Origin of the sequence: Sulfitobacter mediterraneus, from assembly GCF_016801775.1 — a bacterium.
GTDB lineage: Bacteria > Pseudomonadota > Alphaproteobacteria > Rhodobacterales > Rhodobacteraceae > Sulfitobacter > Sulfitobacter mediterraneus_A.
This window is the reverse complement of the sequence record NZ_CP069004.1, coordinates 2,390,411-2,408,139: the sequence shown is the minus strand read 5'-3', so window position 1 is coordinate 2,408,139 and position 17,729 is coordinate 2,390,411. Positions and strand designations below refer to the sequence as shown.

Below are 17,729 nucleotides of genomic sequence, written 5' to 3'. Positions count from 1 at the left end.
GTGGCGCACCGTAATCAAATCACACCCGCGCCAATGGTCATTCAGAAGTTCGGCAATTCTGCCGGCCAGCACAACAAAGGAGCGTGCACATGTTTACAGGTTCTATGCCTGCCCTCGTCACGCCGTTTCGCAACGGCGAGCTGGATCTGGAGACCTTGAAGAAACTCGTGGAATGGCACATCGGCGAAGGCAGTGATGGCCTCGTCCCTGTTGGCACAACCGGCGAATCGCCGACCCTGACCCACCGTGAGCATGAGATTGTCGTGGAAGAGGTGGTCAAAGCTGCCGCAGGCCGGGTTCCGGTCATTGCCGGTGCCGGATCCAACAACACCACCGAAAGCATCCGCCTGGCCCGTCATGCAGAATCTGTTGGCGCCGATGCGGTTCTGGTCGTGACGCCCTATTACAACAAGCCAACCCAGCGCGGCCTGATCGCGCATTTTACCGCTGTGCACGATTGCTGCAACTTGCCTGTGATCATCTACAATATTCCAGGCCGGTCCGTGGTGGATATGACGCCAGCAACCATGGGCGAATTGGCCAAGCTGCCGCGCATTGTTGGCGTAAAAGACGCCACCGGTGATCTGGCGCGGGTCTGTGACCAGCGTCTGACCTGCGGTCCTGATTTTATCCAGTTGTCCGGTGAAGATGCCACGGCCCACGGGTTTAATGCCCAAGGTGGTACCGGCTGTATTTCGGTCACTGCGAACGTGGCACCTGCGATGCTGGCCAAGATGCAGGCGGCCTGCGCAGCCGGCGATTATCGCGCTGCGCTTGATATTCAGGACCGGCTGATGCCCCTGCACAAAGCCATATTTACAGAGCCGGGTTTGGTGGGCGTGAAATACGCCATGTCCAAGCTTGATCTGTGCTCGGACGAGGTGCGCTTGCCACTGACAGCCCTATCGGATGAGACTAAGGTGCTGGTTGATGACGCGATGCGCCATGCCGGTTTGACGAATTAATTTTGGCTAAATGGCGGGGTGAACCCCGCCCTGCGGTTCCGGGTTGCGGTTTGCTGGGCTTCGCCCCACCATGCGTTGAAAACAACCCGGAGCCTATTCATGAATATCTTGCCCACCATCGCCGACAGCGTCCCCGAGCTGGAGGACATCTTTCGCGATCTTCATGCTCATCCCGAGATTGGTTTTACCGAAGTGCGCACCAGCGGCATCGTGGCGGAAAAGCTGCGCAGCTATGGTGTGGACGAGGTGCATGAAGGTTTGGGCAAAACGGGTGTTGTCGGGATCATTCGTGGCAAGGGGCAAGGCAATCGCCGTGTCGGTCTTCGGGCCGACATGGACGCGCTGCCGATACAGGAAGCGACGGGTCTTCCCTATGCCTCAAAGAATGACGGGGTGATGCATGCGTGTGGGCATGACAGCCACACCACGATGCTGTTGGGCGCAGCCAAACATCTGGCGGCAACGCGGGATTTTGACGGGACAGCGGTGGTGGTGTTTCAGCCTGCCGAAGAGGGGCTTGGCGGGGCCAAACAGATGCTGGCGGATGGTTTGTTCGAACAATTCCCCTGTGATGAGATTTTCGGGATGCACAACCATCCCAATGGCAAGCCCGGCAAGGTGGGGATCTGTAAGGGCCAAGCGATGGCCGGCGCGGCGTTTTTTGACATTCACATAAAGGGCAAAGGCAGCCATGCGGCCAAGCCGAGCGATTCCCGTGACGCATTGATCATTGCGGCGTCACTGGCCAGCGAGATGCAAACCATCCTCAGCCGCAATATTCCCGCGCAAGAGGTTCTGGTGATGTCGATCACGCAAATCCACTCGGGATCGGCTTATAACGTGGTGCCAGAGACCGCCACTTTGGCGGGCACGGTCCGGTACTTTGCGGATGAGATGTACGAATTGGCCGCATCGCGGATGCAGGCCTTGTGTGATGGTTTTGCCATCGCTCATGGGGTTGAGATCACACTTGATTTGCGGTCGGTCTTTGACGTTCTGATCAATGATGACGAACTGTCGGATGTCTATATGCAGGCGGCGGGTGATATTGTCGGGATTGAAAACCTTGACCCGAATGCCCCGCCCGTCACGGGGTCCGAGGATTTTGCCGATATGCTGCGGGTCGTGCCGGGGGCCTATTGCACGGTTGGTCATGGCGGTACCGCGCCGCTGCACAATCCCGAATATGTTCTGGATACCTCAATCCTGCCCGTGGGCGCGTCAATAATGGCGCGTGTGGTTGAGGTGCGTTTGCCACTGTCGTGAGGGTTGGTTGCGGAGGTGGCGGGGTGAACCCCGCCCTACGCCGCTGGAAGCAGCGCCAATTCCATTTGCGGCAGAACCCGTCCGGGAATGGAGCCTGAGGGAACCTCGCGGACGGTCTTGAACCCCATCGCCTCATAAAATGGCACCGCTGCCGGATCGGCGTCCAGCTTGAGCAGCAACAGACCTTGCGCCCTTGCGGCGGCTTGGACCACCTGCCAAAGGGCGCGGCCCACGCCCTGCCTTTTGGCGTCCGGATCAATAAAGAAGGTCGATATTGTGCCAGCGCCCGTGGCTGCATCCGGATCGAGGGTGACGCAGCCGCGCAGATTGCCCTGCGCTTCAGCCACCCAGAAATTACCCTTCTCTATGCGCGCAGGCGTGACGCGCAGTTCATCCGCGCAGGCCGCCATGAAGGCATCGTCATAGCCGTTGGATTGTTTGGACCGCATCACCAAAGCGGTGAGCGTGTCAGCCTCCTCCGAACGGGCCAGGCGCAGGTTGAGTCCCATGGCAGTCATCGTTTGCCGTAGTAGAGGCCAACCACATGTTCGGCCTCTGCAAAGAACAACCAACGGGCCGTCAACACCCCGGCCACATGGGCCAAAACGGCGATGATCGCCAGCAGGTGATTGAACGGCAGCAAAAGCAGAACCACCGGCAGCACGGCCATCAATGCAATCGCAATGAGTCGCAGTTTTTGTGCGTGCTTGCGGCCAATCACATGCACGAATTCCCGCAGCAGATAGTTGGTGCCGGTGTGCGGCGGCTCAAAGGCGCGAGGGGTGCCGATGTGACCCAATTGGGTTGCGCTGGCCAGATCGCTGCCCGAGCTGCCAAAGGCCTTGTCGCCCATTATCCAAGTTGCAGCCTGGATCAGGCCGGACACCACCAGCAATCCGATAGCCCATGTGACCTGCCCTGCCAAAAGGGCACCGCCCGCGATGCTGAGCGACAGGAAATTGGCAGGGGTCAGAGGCATGTTCCAGCGCGGAACTGTCTTGAGTTGGGTATAGATCATCGAGGTGGTGAACACCGTCCCAAGGGCAAACACCGCCCCGATGATCCCCAAAAGGGTCCAACGGCTGTCAAAGAACACAAGGCCAATGCCGTAAACCGCTAGGATGATCAGCGCCAGAACCGCACACCAGCCTTCACGGCTGAGCCAGCTGCTGCGCCATTGGGTGAAGGCCTTGAGCGCCCGTTCGGGATGACCGAGGTGGAAAGTAGAGGAGATCAACCCGCCCACCGCCAGCAGATAGGCGATGGTGAAAAAGGCAAAGGCGGAAAAGCCTGTAACGGCCGGAATGCCAAGGCCAAGCCAGAACAGCAGTCCAAAGCCCAGCCCGGAGAAGGTCGAGAAAAAGATAACAGAAGGGGCCGGATGCATCAGAGTTTCTCCAGTGTTTTGTCGAGCCAGCCAAGAAAGCCTTTCGGCTCTTGCGCCACGGGTTCCAGGAAGGGCGCCAGAACATCAAATTCGGGAAGCGCATCCTTGGGGCGGGGCGGCAGGTATTTGTTCACAGGTTTAGTGCCCTGTTCCGGCATCAGATCAACACCGCCGCGTTCCGCAACCAATTGGCTGACGGCGCTGCCGGGATCGCCCAGGTCACCGAAATGCCGCGCACCGGCAGGGCAGGTGCGCACGCAGGACGGGACGCGGTCCACCTCGGGCAGGTTTTCATTATAGATCCGGTCCACGCAAAGGGTGCATTTTTTCATCACCTTCTCTTCCTGATCCATTTCGCGGGCGCCGTATGGGCAGGCCCAGGCGCAAAGGCCGCAACCGATACAATCGCTTTCGTTGACCAACACAATGCCGTCCTCGACACGTTTGTAGCTGGCGCCGGTGGGGCAGACCGTGACGCAGGGGGCGTCTTCGCAGTGCAGGCATGACTTTGGGAAGTGGATCAGTTGGGCGTGGCCCTCGGCCGGCTGGATCTCGTAGGAATGCACCCGGTTGAGGAAGGTGCCGGATGGATCAGCGCCATAGGGATCTTGATCGGACAGGGGCGCGCCATAGTTTTCGGTGTTCCAGCCTTTGCAGGAAATCACACAGGCGTGGCAGCCGACACAGGTGTCCAGATCAATGACGAGGCCGAGTTTCTTGTCGGTGTGTTGAGGCAGGGTTGTCATATGCGGCGCTCCTGTTGGATGTCGAACCGGGGGCCAGCTCCCGGACCCCCGGAATATTTAAGGCCAAAAAGGGAGAGGATCATTTGCCCACCTTCCATGCCAGTTTGTCTGGCCCCTGACCTACGGGGGATTTGATCGGTGGATATTCAGGCCGCGATTGTTTTGGCGCCTCAGCCTTTTCGATACGGACCTTGAGATCGAACCAAGCGGCCTGACCTGTAATCGGGTCGGAGTTGGCCCAGCGCATACCGTCGCCTTTGGGCGGCAGCAATTCATGGATCAGATGGTTGAGCAGAAAGCCTTTGGTGGCCTCTGGTGCGTCTTTGTCCAGCGCCCATGCACCCTTTCGTTTGCCGATGGCGTTCCAGGTCCAGACCGTGTTGTCGTTGAGGGCGGCCATTTCCATCACCGGTACGGTGATTTCGCCGTGGGGGGAGGAGACCCGCGCCCAATCGCCATCGGACAAATCATGCTGGCGCATCAGTTTGGTAGGCAGGTACAGCGGGTTGTGGCCGTGCAACTGGCGCAGCCAAGCGTTTTGCGACCCCCACGAGTGGTACATTGCCATGGGGCGTTGGGTCAGGGCGTTGACGGTATAGCCTTCGTTGCCCTGCTGGTCGGTTTCGTACCAGATCGGCAGCGGCGACATCGTGTGTTTGATCCGCTCGCGCAGGTGGTCGGGTGGTTGGATGTCTCCGTGGCCTTCAGCGGCGAGTTGGAACTTGCGCATCGGCTCGACGTAGAGGTTGAACAGATAGGGTTGCGGCGCGTCATAGAGACCCATGCCCACGGCCCAATCCTGATAGGCGCGGTTCCAGGGTTTAAAATAATTGGCGCCCTCGGGGATGTGTTCGACAAAGAAACCGCCGTTCTCGATGTAATTGTCGATCTGGCTTTCGTTGACGCCGCCGCGCCCCGATTGCAGGCCGTTTTCGCCCATGCGCCAGCCGGCCAAGGGGCCAATGCCGGGGCGGCGTTCGTGGTTGGTGATGTAGTCGGCATAATCTGCGTATTTCTGGCTGCCGTCATCGTTGACAAAGCCGGGCAGACCCAGTTTTGCGCCCAGATCACAAAGCGCGGACTGGAAGCCTTTCACATTCCGGTCCGGCTCCACCACCGGCCAGCGAATGGCATCCGCCGCCGCGTCCGCCTCGCAGATCGGGCGGTCCAGCAACGAGATACAATCGTGCCGTTCTAGATATGTCGTATCGGGCAGGATCAGATCGGCATAGGCGACCATCTCCGACGAATAGGCATCGGAATAGATGATATGGGGGATCACGTAATCGCCGTTTTCATCCTTGTCCGTCAGCATCTCCATCACGCCGCCGGTGTTCATCGAGGAGTTCCACGACATATTCGCCATGTACATGAACAATGTGTCGATCTTGTAGGGATCACCGGCATGGGCGTTCGAGATCACCATATGCATCAGCCCGTGGGACGACATCGGATTGTCCCAGGTGAAGGCCTTGTCGATGCGTGCGGCGCTGCCGTCAGGTTTCAGCGCGAGGTCTTCGGGACCATGCACAAAGCCGAGATGTGGGCCATTGAGCGGTGCGCCGGGGGTCATGCCCACATGTGGTTTGGGGTGTGCCTTGGCAGGTTTTGGATAGGGTGGTTTGAAGCGAAAACCGCCAGGCACTTCGACCGTGCCAAGGAGGATTTGCAGCACATGCAAGGCGCGGCAGGTTTGAAAGCCATTGGCGTGAGCCGAGATCCCGCGCATCGCGTGAAAGGACACAGGGCGGCCCGTCATGGTCTGATGCGTTTCACCGCGGAAGTCGGTCCATTCGTGATCAAGCTCGAACGCTTCTTCAAAGGCGACGCGGGCCAATTCTGCAGCGATGGCGCGGATGCGCCCCGCAGGGATACCAACGCGGTCTGCCACGGCTTCGGGGGTGTAATCGTCAGACAGGTATTGATCGGCCATTTGGTGGAACACCGGGCGGTGTGTCACTCCTTTGGCGCGGTGGGTTGCGGCAAGATCGGGTTTGACACCGGGTTGGTCAAAGGGGGTCAGCTTGCCCGTGGCGCGGTCGATGACAAGTTCCTTGCCATTCTTGTCTCGCAGGAAAAGGCCAAACTCGGGCGACTTCTCATCGCCATTCACCAACACCGGCGCGTCGGTGTATTGCGCCAGATAATTCAGGTCGATCTTGCCCGCTTTCATCAGGCAATGGATCATCGACAGGATAAACAGCCCATCGGTGCCTGGCGTGATACCGACCCAGTCATCCGCAACGGCGTTGTAGCCGGTGCGGATCGGGTTCACACCGATGACGCGTGCGCCGCGTTGCTTGATCTTACCCAGACCCATCTTGATCGGGTTGGAATCGTGGTCTTCGGCCACACCGAAAAGCATGAATAGTTTGGTGTGGTCCCAATCCGGCTGGCCAAACTCCCAAAATGCACCGCCCATGGTGTAAATGCCGGCAGCGGCCATATTGACCGAACAGAACCCGCCGTGAGCCGCATAATTGGGCGTGCCAAAGGCCTGTGCCCAAAGGCTGGTGAAGGATTGCGATTGATCGCGGCCGGTGAAGAACGCCAGCTTTTCGGGGTTGTCCTGGCGGATCGGCTCAAGCCAATCGGCGGCGATTTGGTAGGCTTCGTCCCAACTGATCTCTTCGAACTCGCCAGAGCCGCGCGGACCAACCCGCTTGAGCGGTGATTTGAGCCGTGATGGCGCGTTGTGCTGCATGATGCCAGCCGAACCTTTGGCGCACAAAACACCCTGGTTCACCGGATGGTCGCGGTTGCCCTCGATATAGGCGACCTTACCGTCCTTCAAATGCACGTTGATGCCACAGCGGCAGGCGCACATGTAACAGGTGGTTTTACGGACCTCGTCTGACACATGCGGGCTCAGGTCGATCACGGGCTGTTTTTGTGTCATGGAATTTCCTGTTTGATCTTAAGAAGTTGCCTGAAGGCTGGTCACGGCAATCATGTTTGTAACGTCCTGTGCGGTGCACCCGCGAGACAAATCGTTGGCGGGTTTGGACAGGCCTTGCAATACGGGTCCGATGGCATCCGCACCGCCGATGCGTTGGGCGATCTTATAGCCGATATTGCCCGCATCAAGATTGGGGAAGATCATCACATTGGCATGGCCCGCGACGGAAGATCCCGGCGCTTTGGTTGCGCCGACCTCCGGAACAAAAGCCGCGTCGAACTGCAATTCACCGTCGGCGGGGAGGTTTGGATGATCTCGTTTCAGGATCTCAACCGCGTCGCTGACTTTGGTGACGGCGGGATGGCGGGCACTGCCCTTGGTTGAAAACGACAGTAGCGCCACCTTGGGGGCATCGCCAAGCAGTTGTCTGCACGAGGCGGCCGAGGCCACTGCGATCGCGGCAAGCTCTTCGGCGGTTGGATCAATGACAAGTCCGCAATCTCCGAAAATCATTGCGCTGCGGCCTGATGGATGCCCCATTGGCAAGGCCATCAGGAAAAAGCTGGAAACCAAGGGGACATCTTTGGCTTTGCCGATGATCTGCAGCGCGGCGCGCACGGTTTCGGACGTGGTCGCAACCGCCCCGCCAACAGTGCCATCCGCATGGCCATTGCGCACCATCATGGCGGCAAACACCAATGGATCACGCGCTTGGGCGGCGGCGATGTCTTTGCTGACGCCTTTGTGTTTGCGCAGATCAAAATAGGTTTGGGCGAATTCTCCCGTGAGGGCCGAAGTCTGCGGATCTTCCACTGCGATGTTGGCACCAGCCGCGACGCCAACGTCGGCCAGTTGAGCCAGCACGTCTGCCATCGGCCCGACCAGTGTGATCCGGGCAATCCCGGCTCGCACGGCAGAAACGGCGCCGGCCACGACCCGTGGGTCGTGGCCTTCGCTGAGCACGATATGGGCAGGCCGGGCGGCGGCGCGGTCTTGCAGACCTTGCAGCACTCTCATGGCTTGCCCATTCGTTTATGTTGCCAATGTGGCATTCAGATCATGCACCCGCTTGCGGGCGCATGTCGTCGCGGCTGATGCCCGCCACCGAGACAGGTTTTTTCATCGCGTCGCGGCGGAATGGCTCACCTAATTCCTGGTTCAGCAACACCTCGATGAATGTGGTTTTGCCGTCGTTCATCTGGGCCTTGATCGCCTTGTCCAATGCGTCAGTCAACTCGTCCATACCGGAGACCTGAACGCCCAGAACGCCGCAGGCCTTTGCAATGGCGGAATAGTCCACATCCTGCGCCAGTTCGGTGCCGACAAAGTTGTCGTCGAACCAAAGAGTCGTGTTCCGCTTTTCCGCGCCCCACTGATAGTTACGGAAGATCACCATGGTGATTGGTGGCCAGTCATCGCGGCTGACCGATACCATTTCGTTCATCGAGATGCCGAATGCACCGTCACCGGCAAAGCCGACAACCGGAACATCCGGACAGCCCACCTTGGCGCCAGCAATGGCAGGGAAGCCGTACCCGCAAGGGCCAAAGAGGCCGGGTGCGAGGTATTTGCGGCCCGCTTCGAAGGTTGGATAGGCGTTGCCGATGGCACAGTTGTTGCCGATGTCAGAGGAAATGATCGCATCCTTAGGCAAGGCCGACTGGATCGCGCGCCATGCCATCCGCGGGGACATCTTGCCCGGTTCACGGCTGCGTGCGCGTTCGTTCCATGTGGTGCCCGGATCGTCGTCCTCGTGATCCATGGAGGTCAGTTCCTGCGCCCAGGCGGACTTGGTTGTGCTGATCAGGTTCTTACGATCTGCGCGGCCTGTATCACCTGCATCATCGGCCAGTTTTGACAGGATGCTGTTCGCGACTTTCTTGGCGTCGCCAACGATACCGACAGTGACCTTCTTGGTCAGGCCAATCCGGTCGGGGTTAATGTCCACCTGAATGATTTTGGCGTCGGTGGGCCAATAATCGATGCCATAGCCGGGCAGGGTCGAGAACGGGTTCAAACGGGTGCCAAGCGCCAGGACAACGTCCGCTTTGGAAATCAATTCCATCGCGGCCTTGGACCCGTTGTAGCCCAAAGGACCAACCGACAGCGGGTGCGAGCCGGGGAATGCATCGTTGTGCTGATAACCGCAGCAGACAGGCGCATCCAGTCGTTCAGCCAGTGCCTTGGAGGCGTCGATTGCTCCGCCGATGACGACACCTGCACCGTTCAGAATGACTGGGAATTTGGCTTCGGACAGCAGCTTGGCCGCGTCGTCGATGGCCTGTTCGCCGCCGGAGGGGCGTTCAAATTCCACAATCGCAGGCAATTCGATGTCGATCACCTGTGTCCAGAAATCGCGCGGGATGTTGATCTGGGCCGGGGCGCTGGCGCGTTTGGCCTGAATGATAACGCGGTTCAGGGTCTCGGCGATCCGCGAAGGATCGCGGACCTCTTCTTGATAGGCGACCATGTCTTCGAAGAGGGCCATTTGCTCCACTTCCTGGAAACCGCCCTGACCGATGGTTTTGTTCGCGGCCTGAGGTGTGACCAGCAGCAGCGGCGTGTGGTTCCAATAGGCAGTTTTTACAGGCGTGACAAAATTGGTGATGCCGGGGCCATTCTGCGCAACCATCATCGACACCTTGCCAGTCGCGCGGGTGTAACCGTCCGCCATCATGCCGGCGTTGCATTCGTGGGCGCAGTCAAAAAACTTGATGCCCGCAGCCGGGAACAGGTCGGAAATGGGCATCATCGCAGAGCCGATGATCCCAAAGGCATTGTCGATGCCGTGCATCTGAAGAACTTTTACAAATGCTTCTTCGGTGGTCATTTTCATGGCGGTTCATCCTTAGGATTGGTGGAGCGGGGCGAATCCCGTAATTTGCTGTTTGCCAAACTAAAGTTTGCGTGGTGGTGAGGTTAGGTCCAGTCGTCGAGGTGGGATAGCGCCAGGCTAGTGAATTTGCCTCATTTCCTGCGCAATCAGATTGACGCCTTCTGGAATCCTTGTTGTGGGGATCGAAGAATAGGCGAGGCGGTAGTAGTTTTGCGGTTGGTGGTCCCCGGCAAAGAAGGCGCGGCCCGGCTCGATCAAGACCCCTTTTGGATGCAAACGGCGGGCCAGTTCTTCGGTGTTGATCCTATCCGGCGCCCGCATCCAGAAAGATGAACCGCCATAGGCACCCCGGCCCGATACTTGCAATTCATGTGCAGCAAGCGCCTCTTCCATAACGCGGCGGCGTTCATGCATGGCAGTCCCCATGCGGCGGATCAGGGCATCGTAATGCCCAAGCGACAGAAAATAAGCGGCGGTGCGTTGAATGTGACCGGGCGGGTGACGCAAGACGCTGGCTCTCAGGGCGCGTGCCTCGCGAATAAAGGGTTCGGACCCCACCAGATAGCCCAGCCGGAGCCCCGGAAACAGTGATTTGGAGAAGCTACCGACATAAACAACCCGGCCATCTGTATCGAGGGATTTGAGCGCCGGAGAGGGTGATTTGAGAAAGGACATCTCAAACTCGTAATCATCTTCGACAATGATCGCTTCCAACTCTCGTGCGCGTTCAAGCAAGGCGCGGCGGCGGTCCATTGGCATGGTCGCATTGGTCGGGCATTGATGGCTGGGTGTGCTGAAAATTACATCGGTATCGGGGGGGATGGCATCCGGTGGCAAGCCGTCATGATCCACGCGCACAGGCGTTACATGGCAACGCGACTGGGACAGGATATCACGCAGCGCCGGATAACATGGATCTTCCAAAGCGGCGCGGCGGCGTTGGGTGAGCAGAACCTGGGTCGTAAGCCAGAGCGCATTCTGAGCGCCAAGTGTAATCAAAATCTGTTCAGGGCGCGCCGAGATACCCCGGCGCGGCAAGGTGTGGCGGGCGATGAATTCGATCAGCTGCGGATCGTCCTGATCAAAGTAATCTGCCGTCAAAGCAGAGAAATCCCGTTGGCCCAAAGCTTGCAGGGCGCAGAGCCGCCAATTTGCATGGTCGAACAGGCTTGGATCCGCCTGGCCATAGATGAAAGGATACCGGAATTTGGCCCAATCCTGCGGTTTTCCGGGCACAACGCTGGCCCCGAACCGTCGCCCGATGGCGCGGTTCCAATCCACGGCTTCCTGGTTTTCGGTGGCGGGGCTGAAATTTGGCGGGGAGGGGGCGTTTTCGGAAACAAAATAACCTGAACGCCCCTTTGAGGTCAGGTAATCATTTGCCAAAAGTTCGGTGTAAGCAATCGTGACCGTGATCCGGCTGACCCCGAGGTGCAGCGCCAGTTTGCGGGTGGAGGGGAGCTTCTCGCCCTGCTGGAACCGGCCAGAGAGAATGCCTTGGGCGATCATCTGCTGGATTTGTTGCTGCAAGGTGCCGTGGGATTCCGGGTGAAGAAAGAAAGTTTCGACCGGAAGTGCCATCAGAATCCCCTAAACTGGCGTTACGCTGTGCCAGATTTGGTATTACGGTTGCGCGAAATTGGATCTGTAGTGGCGGAAAAATCGTCAATAATCAATACCTATGGGTGAAAAATCGAGACAAGGAGTATTGAAAAATTGCAAAATGGGGCAAATGCGGTTTTCTTTTTACCGCTCTTCGACCTCTTGGAATTTGAATTTTGTGAATGTGAAAACCCCCGGAAGGACCGGGGGTTTTCTGTCATGCTGATCGTGTGGCCTTAAGGGCAGGCCGCTGTGTAGCGTTGGCCGGCGGAGTTCTCATACACACATTGGCCCGACTGCGTCTTGCCGATGTAGTTGCCTGCTGCTGCACCTGCTGCGCCACCAATCAGTGCGCCGACAACTTTGTCATCGTCGTTGGATACGGCCGCGCCCGCCGCTGCACCCAGTGCGGCACCGGTCAGAGCGCCCTGATTTGCGGTTGTCCCGTTACAGGCGGCCAGTGCGGCGATCATCGGTACGGTCATCAAAATCTTTTTCATCGTTAATCTCCCGAATGGTTACAGGATCAAACGCTTTCCCTTCAGAAGAGTTCCCGTTTCCATCGGTATGCGGTGGCAGGGCAGCAAAAAACCGCCGGAACGCTCCGGCGGTTTTGGGAGATTGAGGTCAGATGGGGTTAACCGAAGACACGCCCCAGCGCACCGTCTACGGCGCTGACGATCTGGTTGATGTCGTCCTTCGTGGCGATCAGGGCTGGCGAGAAACACAATGTGTTGTTCTTGCCGGGCAGCGACCGGTTTGTCGCGCCGATGATCACGCCTTGTTGCATGCAATCTCCAACGACCTTTTGAACAAGGCTCTCGGCGACGGGCGCGCGGCTGTCGCGGTCATCGACCAATTCGGCGCCAAGGAACAGTCCCTTGCCGCGCACTTGGCCGATCACGGCGTGCTTGTCCGCCAGTGCGTTCAGCTCATCCAACATATAGTGGCCCATGTCGGTGGTGTTTTGCAGCAGGTTCTCATCTTCGATGATCGCCATGTTCTCGATACCTGCCGTTGGTCCGGCCGTGCAGCCGCCAAAGGTCGAAATGTCGCGGAAATAGTTCATCGGATCAGAGGCGTCGTCCTTGAACATGTTGAACACCTCTTCGGTGGTCACAAGGCAGGCAATCGCGGCGTACCCGGAGGCCACACCTTTGGCCATGGTCACCATGTCGGGCTTGATGCCGTAATGCTGGTAACCAAACCATGTGCCGGTCCGGCCCACGCCACAGACAACTTCGTCGATGTGCAGCAGAATGTCATATTTCTTGCAGATCTCCTGCACGCGGTCCCAATAGCCTTCGGGCGGGGTGATCACACCGCCGCCTGCGGTGACGGGCTCAAGGCAAAGGGCGCCTACGGTGTCTGGGCCTTCGGCAAGGATCACTTTCTCAATCTGATCGGCGGCCCAAACGCCGTAATTTTCCTGCGGCGCGCCGTCCTGTTCGAATGCACGGTACTCAAGGCAATGCGGAACGCGCACAAAGCCATCGGTGAAGGGGCCGTATTGTGCATTGCGCTCGTCCTGACCGCCAGCCGACAGGCAGGCGATGGTGGTGCCGTGATAGTCACGGTCGCGGTAGAGGATCTTGTGCTTCTTGCCGCCATACCGTTTGTGCGCGATCTGGCGGACCATCTTAAAGCCCTTCTCGTTCGCTTCAGAGCCAGAGTTGCAATAGTAGACCCGGCTCATGCCGGGCATCTTGTCGATCAACATTTCGGCGAAGTTGGAGCCCGGGATGGAACCAGCAGAGCCTGCAAAGTAGTTCAGCTTGATCAGCTGGTCGCGCACAGCATTGGCGATCCGTTCGCGGCCATAGCCCACGTTGACGGTCCATACACCGCCGGACACAGCATCAAGGTGCTCTTTGCCCTTTTGATCCCAAACGCGCATGCCCTTGCCTTCGACAATGATGCGCGGATCGGTGGTCTCATAGGGTTTGTGCTGGCTCAGGTGATGCCAGATATGCGCGCGGTCTGCTTCGACAACGCGGGAAATGTCGTTTTCATTGAAGTTACCGTCCATGGTGCCAGACCTTTCGTTGCGCGGGTTGGATGAATGAAATCAAGGCGCACTGCGCCTCTATGGGTCAATCTTTGCTGTTTGAATGCAGAATCAAGTAGGGCCAGATCATTCGTATTGTTAGCGCCAGAAATCAATCCTGTCCAACAGGCTGAATGGCGCGTTGGATCGGGCAGGCAAGCTGAAAGATCAAGCCTGGGCAACACTTTGACGCCCCCATGGCCATGGCAATGCGGTTTTGCCCCAAAGATCAGTAAAGGCAGGGCGCTTATTGCAGATAAAGAAAGCGCAGCCGCCGGCCCGAACCGGCAGGTCCATACTATTGTACACTTGCCCTTTGTCCGGCTCATCGTTGACCCTGGGGCATCTCAATGAATTGAAGTGCGAGAACTGGACTCATGCAGGCATTGGAAGTGGACGTTTATTATTGGCCTCGATTCCCGCCAGAATTTTCCTAGGTCAGATCTGGTCCGTTGGGAAAGCCATCTTTTGAATAACTCAAAGGGTAGATGTGACAAAACGCAAGTTCGGCAGAGAAGGTTGCCCAATTCGCAGATAAATTACATGCTGGTGTCGCACACCAACTGACATCGTCGCAAATTTTCCACATAGTACCAAGGTATATGTGGGCACATGCATCACAAAATGAGACCGGCAAAACATGCCGGCGTATCTAATCAACAAACCGGCTTGGACAGGCCGGACAAAAGATCAACAGGGAGATTGTTATGATCAAGAAGACAGCAACAGGATTTGTAGCCGGCGCCGTAATGGCGATGACCGGTCAGGCCGCAATGGCCGATGGCCACGGTGAAATCACCGTCGGTTACTTCCTCGAATGGCCAATGCCATTCCTCGCAGCAAAAGCATCCGGTGCCTACGACGAAGCGCTGGGCATGAAAGTGAACTGGGTTTCTTTTGAAACCGGTACCGCAATGTCTGCAGCGATGGCGTCGGGCGATGTGCAGATTTCCGTCTCGCAGGGTGTGCCGCCCTTCGTTGTGGCAACATCTGGCGGTCAGGATCTTCAGATCATCGACGTTGCGGTGTCCTATTCAGAAAACGACAACTGCGTTGTTCGCTCTGATCTGGAGATCGACAAGGATAGCGCTGGCGAACTGGCAGGCAAGAAAGTCGCTGTGCCACTGGGTACAGCCGCGCACTACGGCTTCCTGCGCCAGATGGATCACTTCGGTGTTGATGTGTCCACCTTGCAGGTTGTGGACATGGCGCCACCAGAAGGCGCAGCCGCGCTCAGCCAGGGCGCAGTTGACTTCGCCTGCGGTTGGGGCGGTGGCCTCGCACGGATGAAAGAATACGGCAATATCCTTTTGACCGGTGCTGAAAAGCAGGAACTGGGCATTCTGGTGTTTGACGTGACATCCGCGCCAGCGGCCTTCCTTGCCGAAAACGGCGATACCGCGGCCAAATTCGCCGCTGTGACAGCCGCGGCAAACGCAGACTGGAAAGCCAACCAGAGTGACGAAATGCTCGCGGTGATTGCAAAAGAATCCGGCATGGACGTTGAAGCAACGAAGGCATCCATCTCCACGTTTGAATTCCCATCTGTAGATGAGCAGCTTTCCGAAGCATGGCTTGGCGGCAACGCGGCCTCCTTCATGAAAGGTGTGGCAGATGTGTTTGTTGAAGCAGGGTCCATCGACTCCGCGCTCGACAGCTATGAAGGCACAGTGAACACTGGCCCACTCGAAGCTGCCAAAGGCATGTAATCCAAAGGGGGCGGTGTGGCCGTGAGGGCCGCACCGCCCTTTTTCCAATGAAACAGAGGTGGGGAAAACCCTGCCCTTTGATCCCTGACGGGGGTGGGACGCGGAATTATGACCGGACTCTCCATTGATAAACTGTCGATGCGATTTGATCTGCCGGATGGCGGACACGTGCAAGCGTTGCAAGACGTATCGATTGACCTCAAAGCGGGCGAATTGCTGAGTGTGCTGGGGCCATCGGGCTGCGGTAAGACGACGCTGCTCAATATCGTTGCGGGTTTTCTCGCGCCAACTTCCGGTGTGATGACCCTCAATGGTCACACGATCACCGGCCCGGACGCCGAACGCGGCATGGTCTTCCAGCAAGGTGCGCTGTTTGAATGGATGAGTGTGCGTGAGAACGTGGGCTTTGGTCCGTCGATGAAAGGCATGCCCAAGAATGACAAGGCAGAAATCGTTGATCATCTGCTGGATGTGGTTGGTTTGCAGGACTTTAAAGAAAAGGCCGTTTACGAGCTTTCGGGCGGGATGCAGCAGCGTGTGGCTTTGGCCCGTTGTCTGGCCAATGACCCCGATGTCATTTTGATGGACGAACCGCTGGGCGCGCTTGATGCCTTGACCCGCGAAAAGATGCAGAGCCTGGTTTTGAAACTTTGGAAAGAGACCGGCAAGACGATCATCCTGATCACCCACTCCGTTGAAGAGGCGTTGCTCTTGGGCGAGCGTTTGATCGTGATGGCCCCGCGGCCAGGGCGCATTCACAAGGAATACCGACTGCCGTTTGCAGAGCTGGGCGTGAACGCCGACCTGCGCGAGGTCAAGAAACATCCCGATTTCGGCCCCAAACGTGAAGAGATCCTCAATATGATCTGGGACATGGAAGAAGAGATCATGGGCACCAAGGAGGACGCGGCATGACCGGCATTTTCTTTCTGATCATTTATGTAGCGATCTTTGTCGGCAGCGCCTTTGTGGTGACAAAACTGCTGCAGAAAGGCATTCGTGATTACACATCTTTGAAAACTGTGACCTTCGGTGACGAAAGTGCGGTGACACCCAACCGTGCTGCCGGGATCATCTCGATCCTGACGATTTTCCTGATGTGGGGCGTGTTCACCGGGTCAAACCTGCTGCCATCCTTTTTGCATGCGCCGGGCCCTTTTGAGGGGACCACCAGCTTTACCTATACTGCGCAGGTCGAAGGGCAGGCCCCCGATGATGCGGAGGTGACGGTCCTTGTGCATCCACGTAGCGAACCGGCAGAGGCGCCCGAAGTTGCGCCGGGTGACGGATTTGCCAAGAACGATTCCATTGCCATCGCGCAGTGGCGGACTGGTCTGGTGCGGGTCGACAAGAATGACGAGCTGACCAAGAAAGACGGCGCCAAGGTGATTGCCATCAACGGCCAGAAAATTGCGCCGGGCGAAACCGTCAAGACGGCGGGCGGTGCCGTGACCCTTTCTGACAAGGGCACGCCCAACTTTGAGCCAGCGAAGGGCTGGCAGATGGAACCGCTTTATCTGCCAGCGCCCGAACAGGTTTGGACCCGTTCGGTCCAGATCATGCAGGAGGGCTTCCGTAACTTCACCTTGCTTGAACACCTTGGCTTCTCGCTCTTCCGGGTTGTTGTTGGCTTCGTTCTTGGTGCAATTGTCGGCATTCCGTTGGGTTATGCGATGGGGCTCAGCAATTGGTTCCGGGGTTGGTTCGATCCGATTGTGGAATTCATGCGCCCAGTACCGCCGCTTGCCTTGATCCCGCTGGTGATCATTTGGGCCGGTATTGGCGAGGCTGGCAAGATCATCCTGCTGTTCCTTGCGGCGCTTTGGATCATGGCGATTGCGGCGCGGTCCGGTGTGTCCGGGGTTAAAATCTCCAAGGTGCATGCGGCCTATTCGCTGGGCGCCAGCAAATGGCAGATCATGCGCCACGTGATTGTCCCGAACTCTCTGCCGGAGATCTTTACCGGTGCGCGGGTTGCGATGGGCGTTTGTTGGGGCACGGTCGTGGCCGCCGAACTGGTCGCGGCGGAACAAGGCGCGGGTATGATGATCATGACCGCGTCAAAGTTCCAGAACACCGACATCGTGATTATGGGGATCATCCTGATTGGGGTTATCGGGTTTGGCATCGATATGCTGATGCGGGCCGCTGAGAAGTATCTCGTACCATGGAAAGGTAAGGGCTGATCTGAGCCCGCTTTCATCAAAGCAAGTGTGCCGGGGTTTTTGGAAACTCCGGTCACGGAACAAAAAACGCCGGAGGGGTTCCTCCG

14 protein-coding genes are annotated in these 17,729 nt (G+C 57.9%); 5 read left to right on the top strand and 9 right to left on the bottom strand.

Going from position 1 to position 17,729, the window contains the following annotated elements; genetic code table 11:
* The first annotated feature begins 89 nt into the window (after positions 1 to 89).
* Both dapA and JNX03_RS11960 read left to right on the top strand, forming a co-directional pair.
* Positions 90 to 965 carry a 4-hydroxy-tetrahydrodipicolinate synthase gene (dapA, locus tag JNX03_RS11965; RefSeq protein ID WP_203209260.1) on the top strand — a complete coding sequence of 292 codons (876 nt, stop codon included), beginning with the start codon at positions 90 to 92 and terminating at the stop codon, positions 963 to 965.
* A gap of 99 nt (positions 966 to 1,064) precedes the next feature.
* Complete coding sequence (locus JNX03_RS11960; RefSeq protein ID WP_203209259.1) at positions 1,065 to 2,231, top strand: M20 aminoacylase family protein; 1,167 nt, start codon at positions 1,065 to 1,067, stop codon at positions 2,229 to 2,231.
* A gap of 35 nt (positions 2,232 to 2,266) precedes the next feature.
* Here JNX03_RS11960 and JNX03_RS11955 read toward each other — a convergent pair whose 3' ends face one another.
* From JNX03_RS11955 to JNX03_RS11915, 9 genes are all read right to left on the bottom strand, one after another.
* A complete protein-coding gene (locus tag JNX03_RS11955; protein ID WP_203240791.1) occupies positions 2,267 to 2,740 on the bottom strand; it encodes a GNAT family N-acetyltransferase in 474 nt (157 codons plus the stop codon).
* 5 nt (positions 2,741 to 2,745) lie between these two features.
* Entirely contained in the window at positions 2,746 to 3,618 is an 873-nt protein-coding gene (locus JNX03_RS11950; protein WP_203209257.1) for a dimethyl sulfoxide reductase anchor subunit family protein, read from the bottom strand.
* Positions 3,618 to 4,364 carry a 4Fe-4S dicluster domain-containing protein gene (locus JNX03_RS11945; RefSeq protein ID WP_203209256.1) on the bottom strand — a complete coding sequence of 249 codons (747 nt, stop codon included), beginning with the start codon at positions 4,362 to 4,364 and terminating at the stop codon, positions 3,618 to 3,620. The genes JNX03_RS11950 and JNX03_RS11945 overlap by 1 nt, the downstream gene beginning before the upstream one ends.
* Before the next feature lie 79 nt (positions 4,365 to 4,443).
* Positions 4,444 to 7,263, bottom strand: a complete 2,820-nt coding sequence (locus tag JNX03_RS11940) for a molybdopterin oxidoreductase family protein (RefSeq protein ID WP_203209255.1) — start codon at positions 7,261 to 7,263, stop codon at positions 4,444 to 4,446.
* Positions 7,264 to 7,281: 18 nt separating this feature from the next.
* A complete protein-coding gene (gene pta / locus JNX03_RS11935; RefSeq protein ID WP_203209254.1) occupies positions 7,282 to 8,280 on the bottom strand; it encodes a phosphate acetyltransferase in 999 nt (332 codons plus the stop codon).
* A 40-nt stretch (positions 8,281 to 8,320) separates the two neighbouring features.
* Positions 8,321 to 10,099, bottom strand: a complete 1,779-nt coding sequence (xsc, locus tag JNX03_RS11930) for a sulfoacetaldehyde acetyltransferase (protein WP_203209253.1) — start codon at positions 10,097 to 10,099, stop codon at positions 8,321 to 8,323.
* Positions 10,100 to 10,216: 117 nt separating this feature from the next.
* On the bottom strand, positions 10,217 to 11,680 hold the full coding sequence (locus tag JNX03_RS11925; RefSeq protein WP_203209252.1) for a PLP-dependent aminotransferase family protein: 1,464 nt from the start codon (positions 11,678 to 11,680) through the stop codon (positions 10,217 to 10,219).
* 257 nt (positions 11,681 to 11,937) lie between these two features.
* Positions 11,938 to 12,201, bottom strand: a complete 264-nt coding sequence (locus JNX03_RS11920) for a glycine zipper 2TM domain-containing protein (protein WP_203209251.1) — start codon at positions 12,199 to 12,201, stop codon at positions 11,938 to 11,940.
* A gap of 137 nt (positions 12,202 to 12,338) precedes the next feature.
* Positions 12,339 to 13,730, bottom strand: a complete 1,392-nt coding sequence (locus tag JNX03_RS11915; RefSeq protein ID WP_203209250.1) for an aspartate aminotransferase family protein — start codon at positions 13,728 to 13,730, stop codon at positions 12,339 to 12,341.
* A 725-nt stretch (positions 13,731 to 14,455) separates the two neighbouring features.
* Here JNX03_RS11915 and JNX03_RS11910 point away from each other — a divergent pair.
* From JNX03_RS11910 to JNX03_RS11900, 3 genes are all read left to right on the top strand, one after another.
* Complete coding sequence (locus JNX03_RS11910) at positions 14,456 to 15,457, top strand: taurine ABC transporter substrate-binding protein (RefSeq protein ID WP_203209249.1); 1,002 nt, start codon at positions 14,456 to 14,458, stop codon at positions 15,455 to 15,457.
* A gap of 108 nt (positions 15,458 to 15,565) precedes the next feature.
* Positions 15,566 to 16,372, top strand: coding sequence for a taurine ABC transporter ATP-binding protein (locus JNX03_RS11905; protein ID WP_203209248.1), 807 nt, complete (start codon positions 15,566 to 15,568; stop codon positions 16,370 to 16,372).
* Positions 16,373 to 16,377: 5 nt separating this feature from the next.
* Positions 16,378 to 17,643, top strand: a complete 1,266-nt coding sequence (locus JNX03_RS11900) for an ABC transporter permease (protein WP_203212232.1) — start codon at positions 16,378 to 16,380, stop codon at positions 17,641 to 17,643.
* The last annotated feature ends 86 nt before the right edge of the window (positions 17,644 to 17,729 follow it).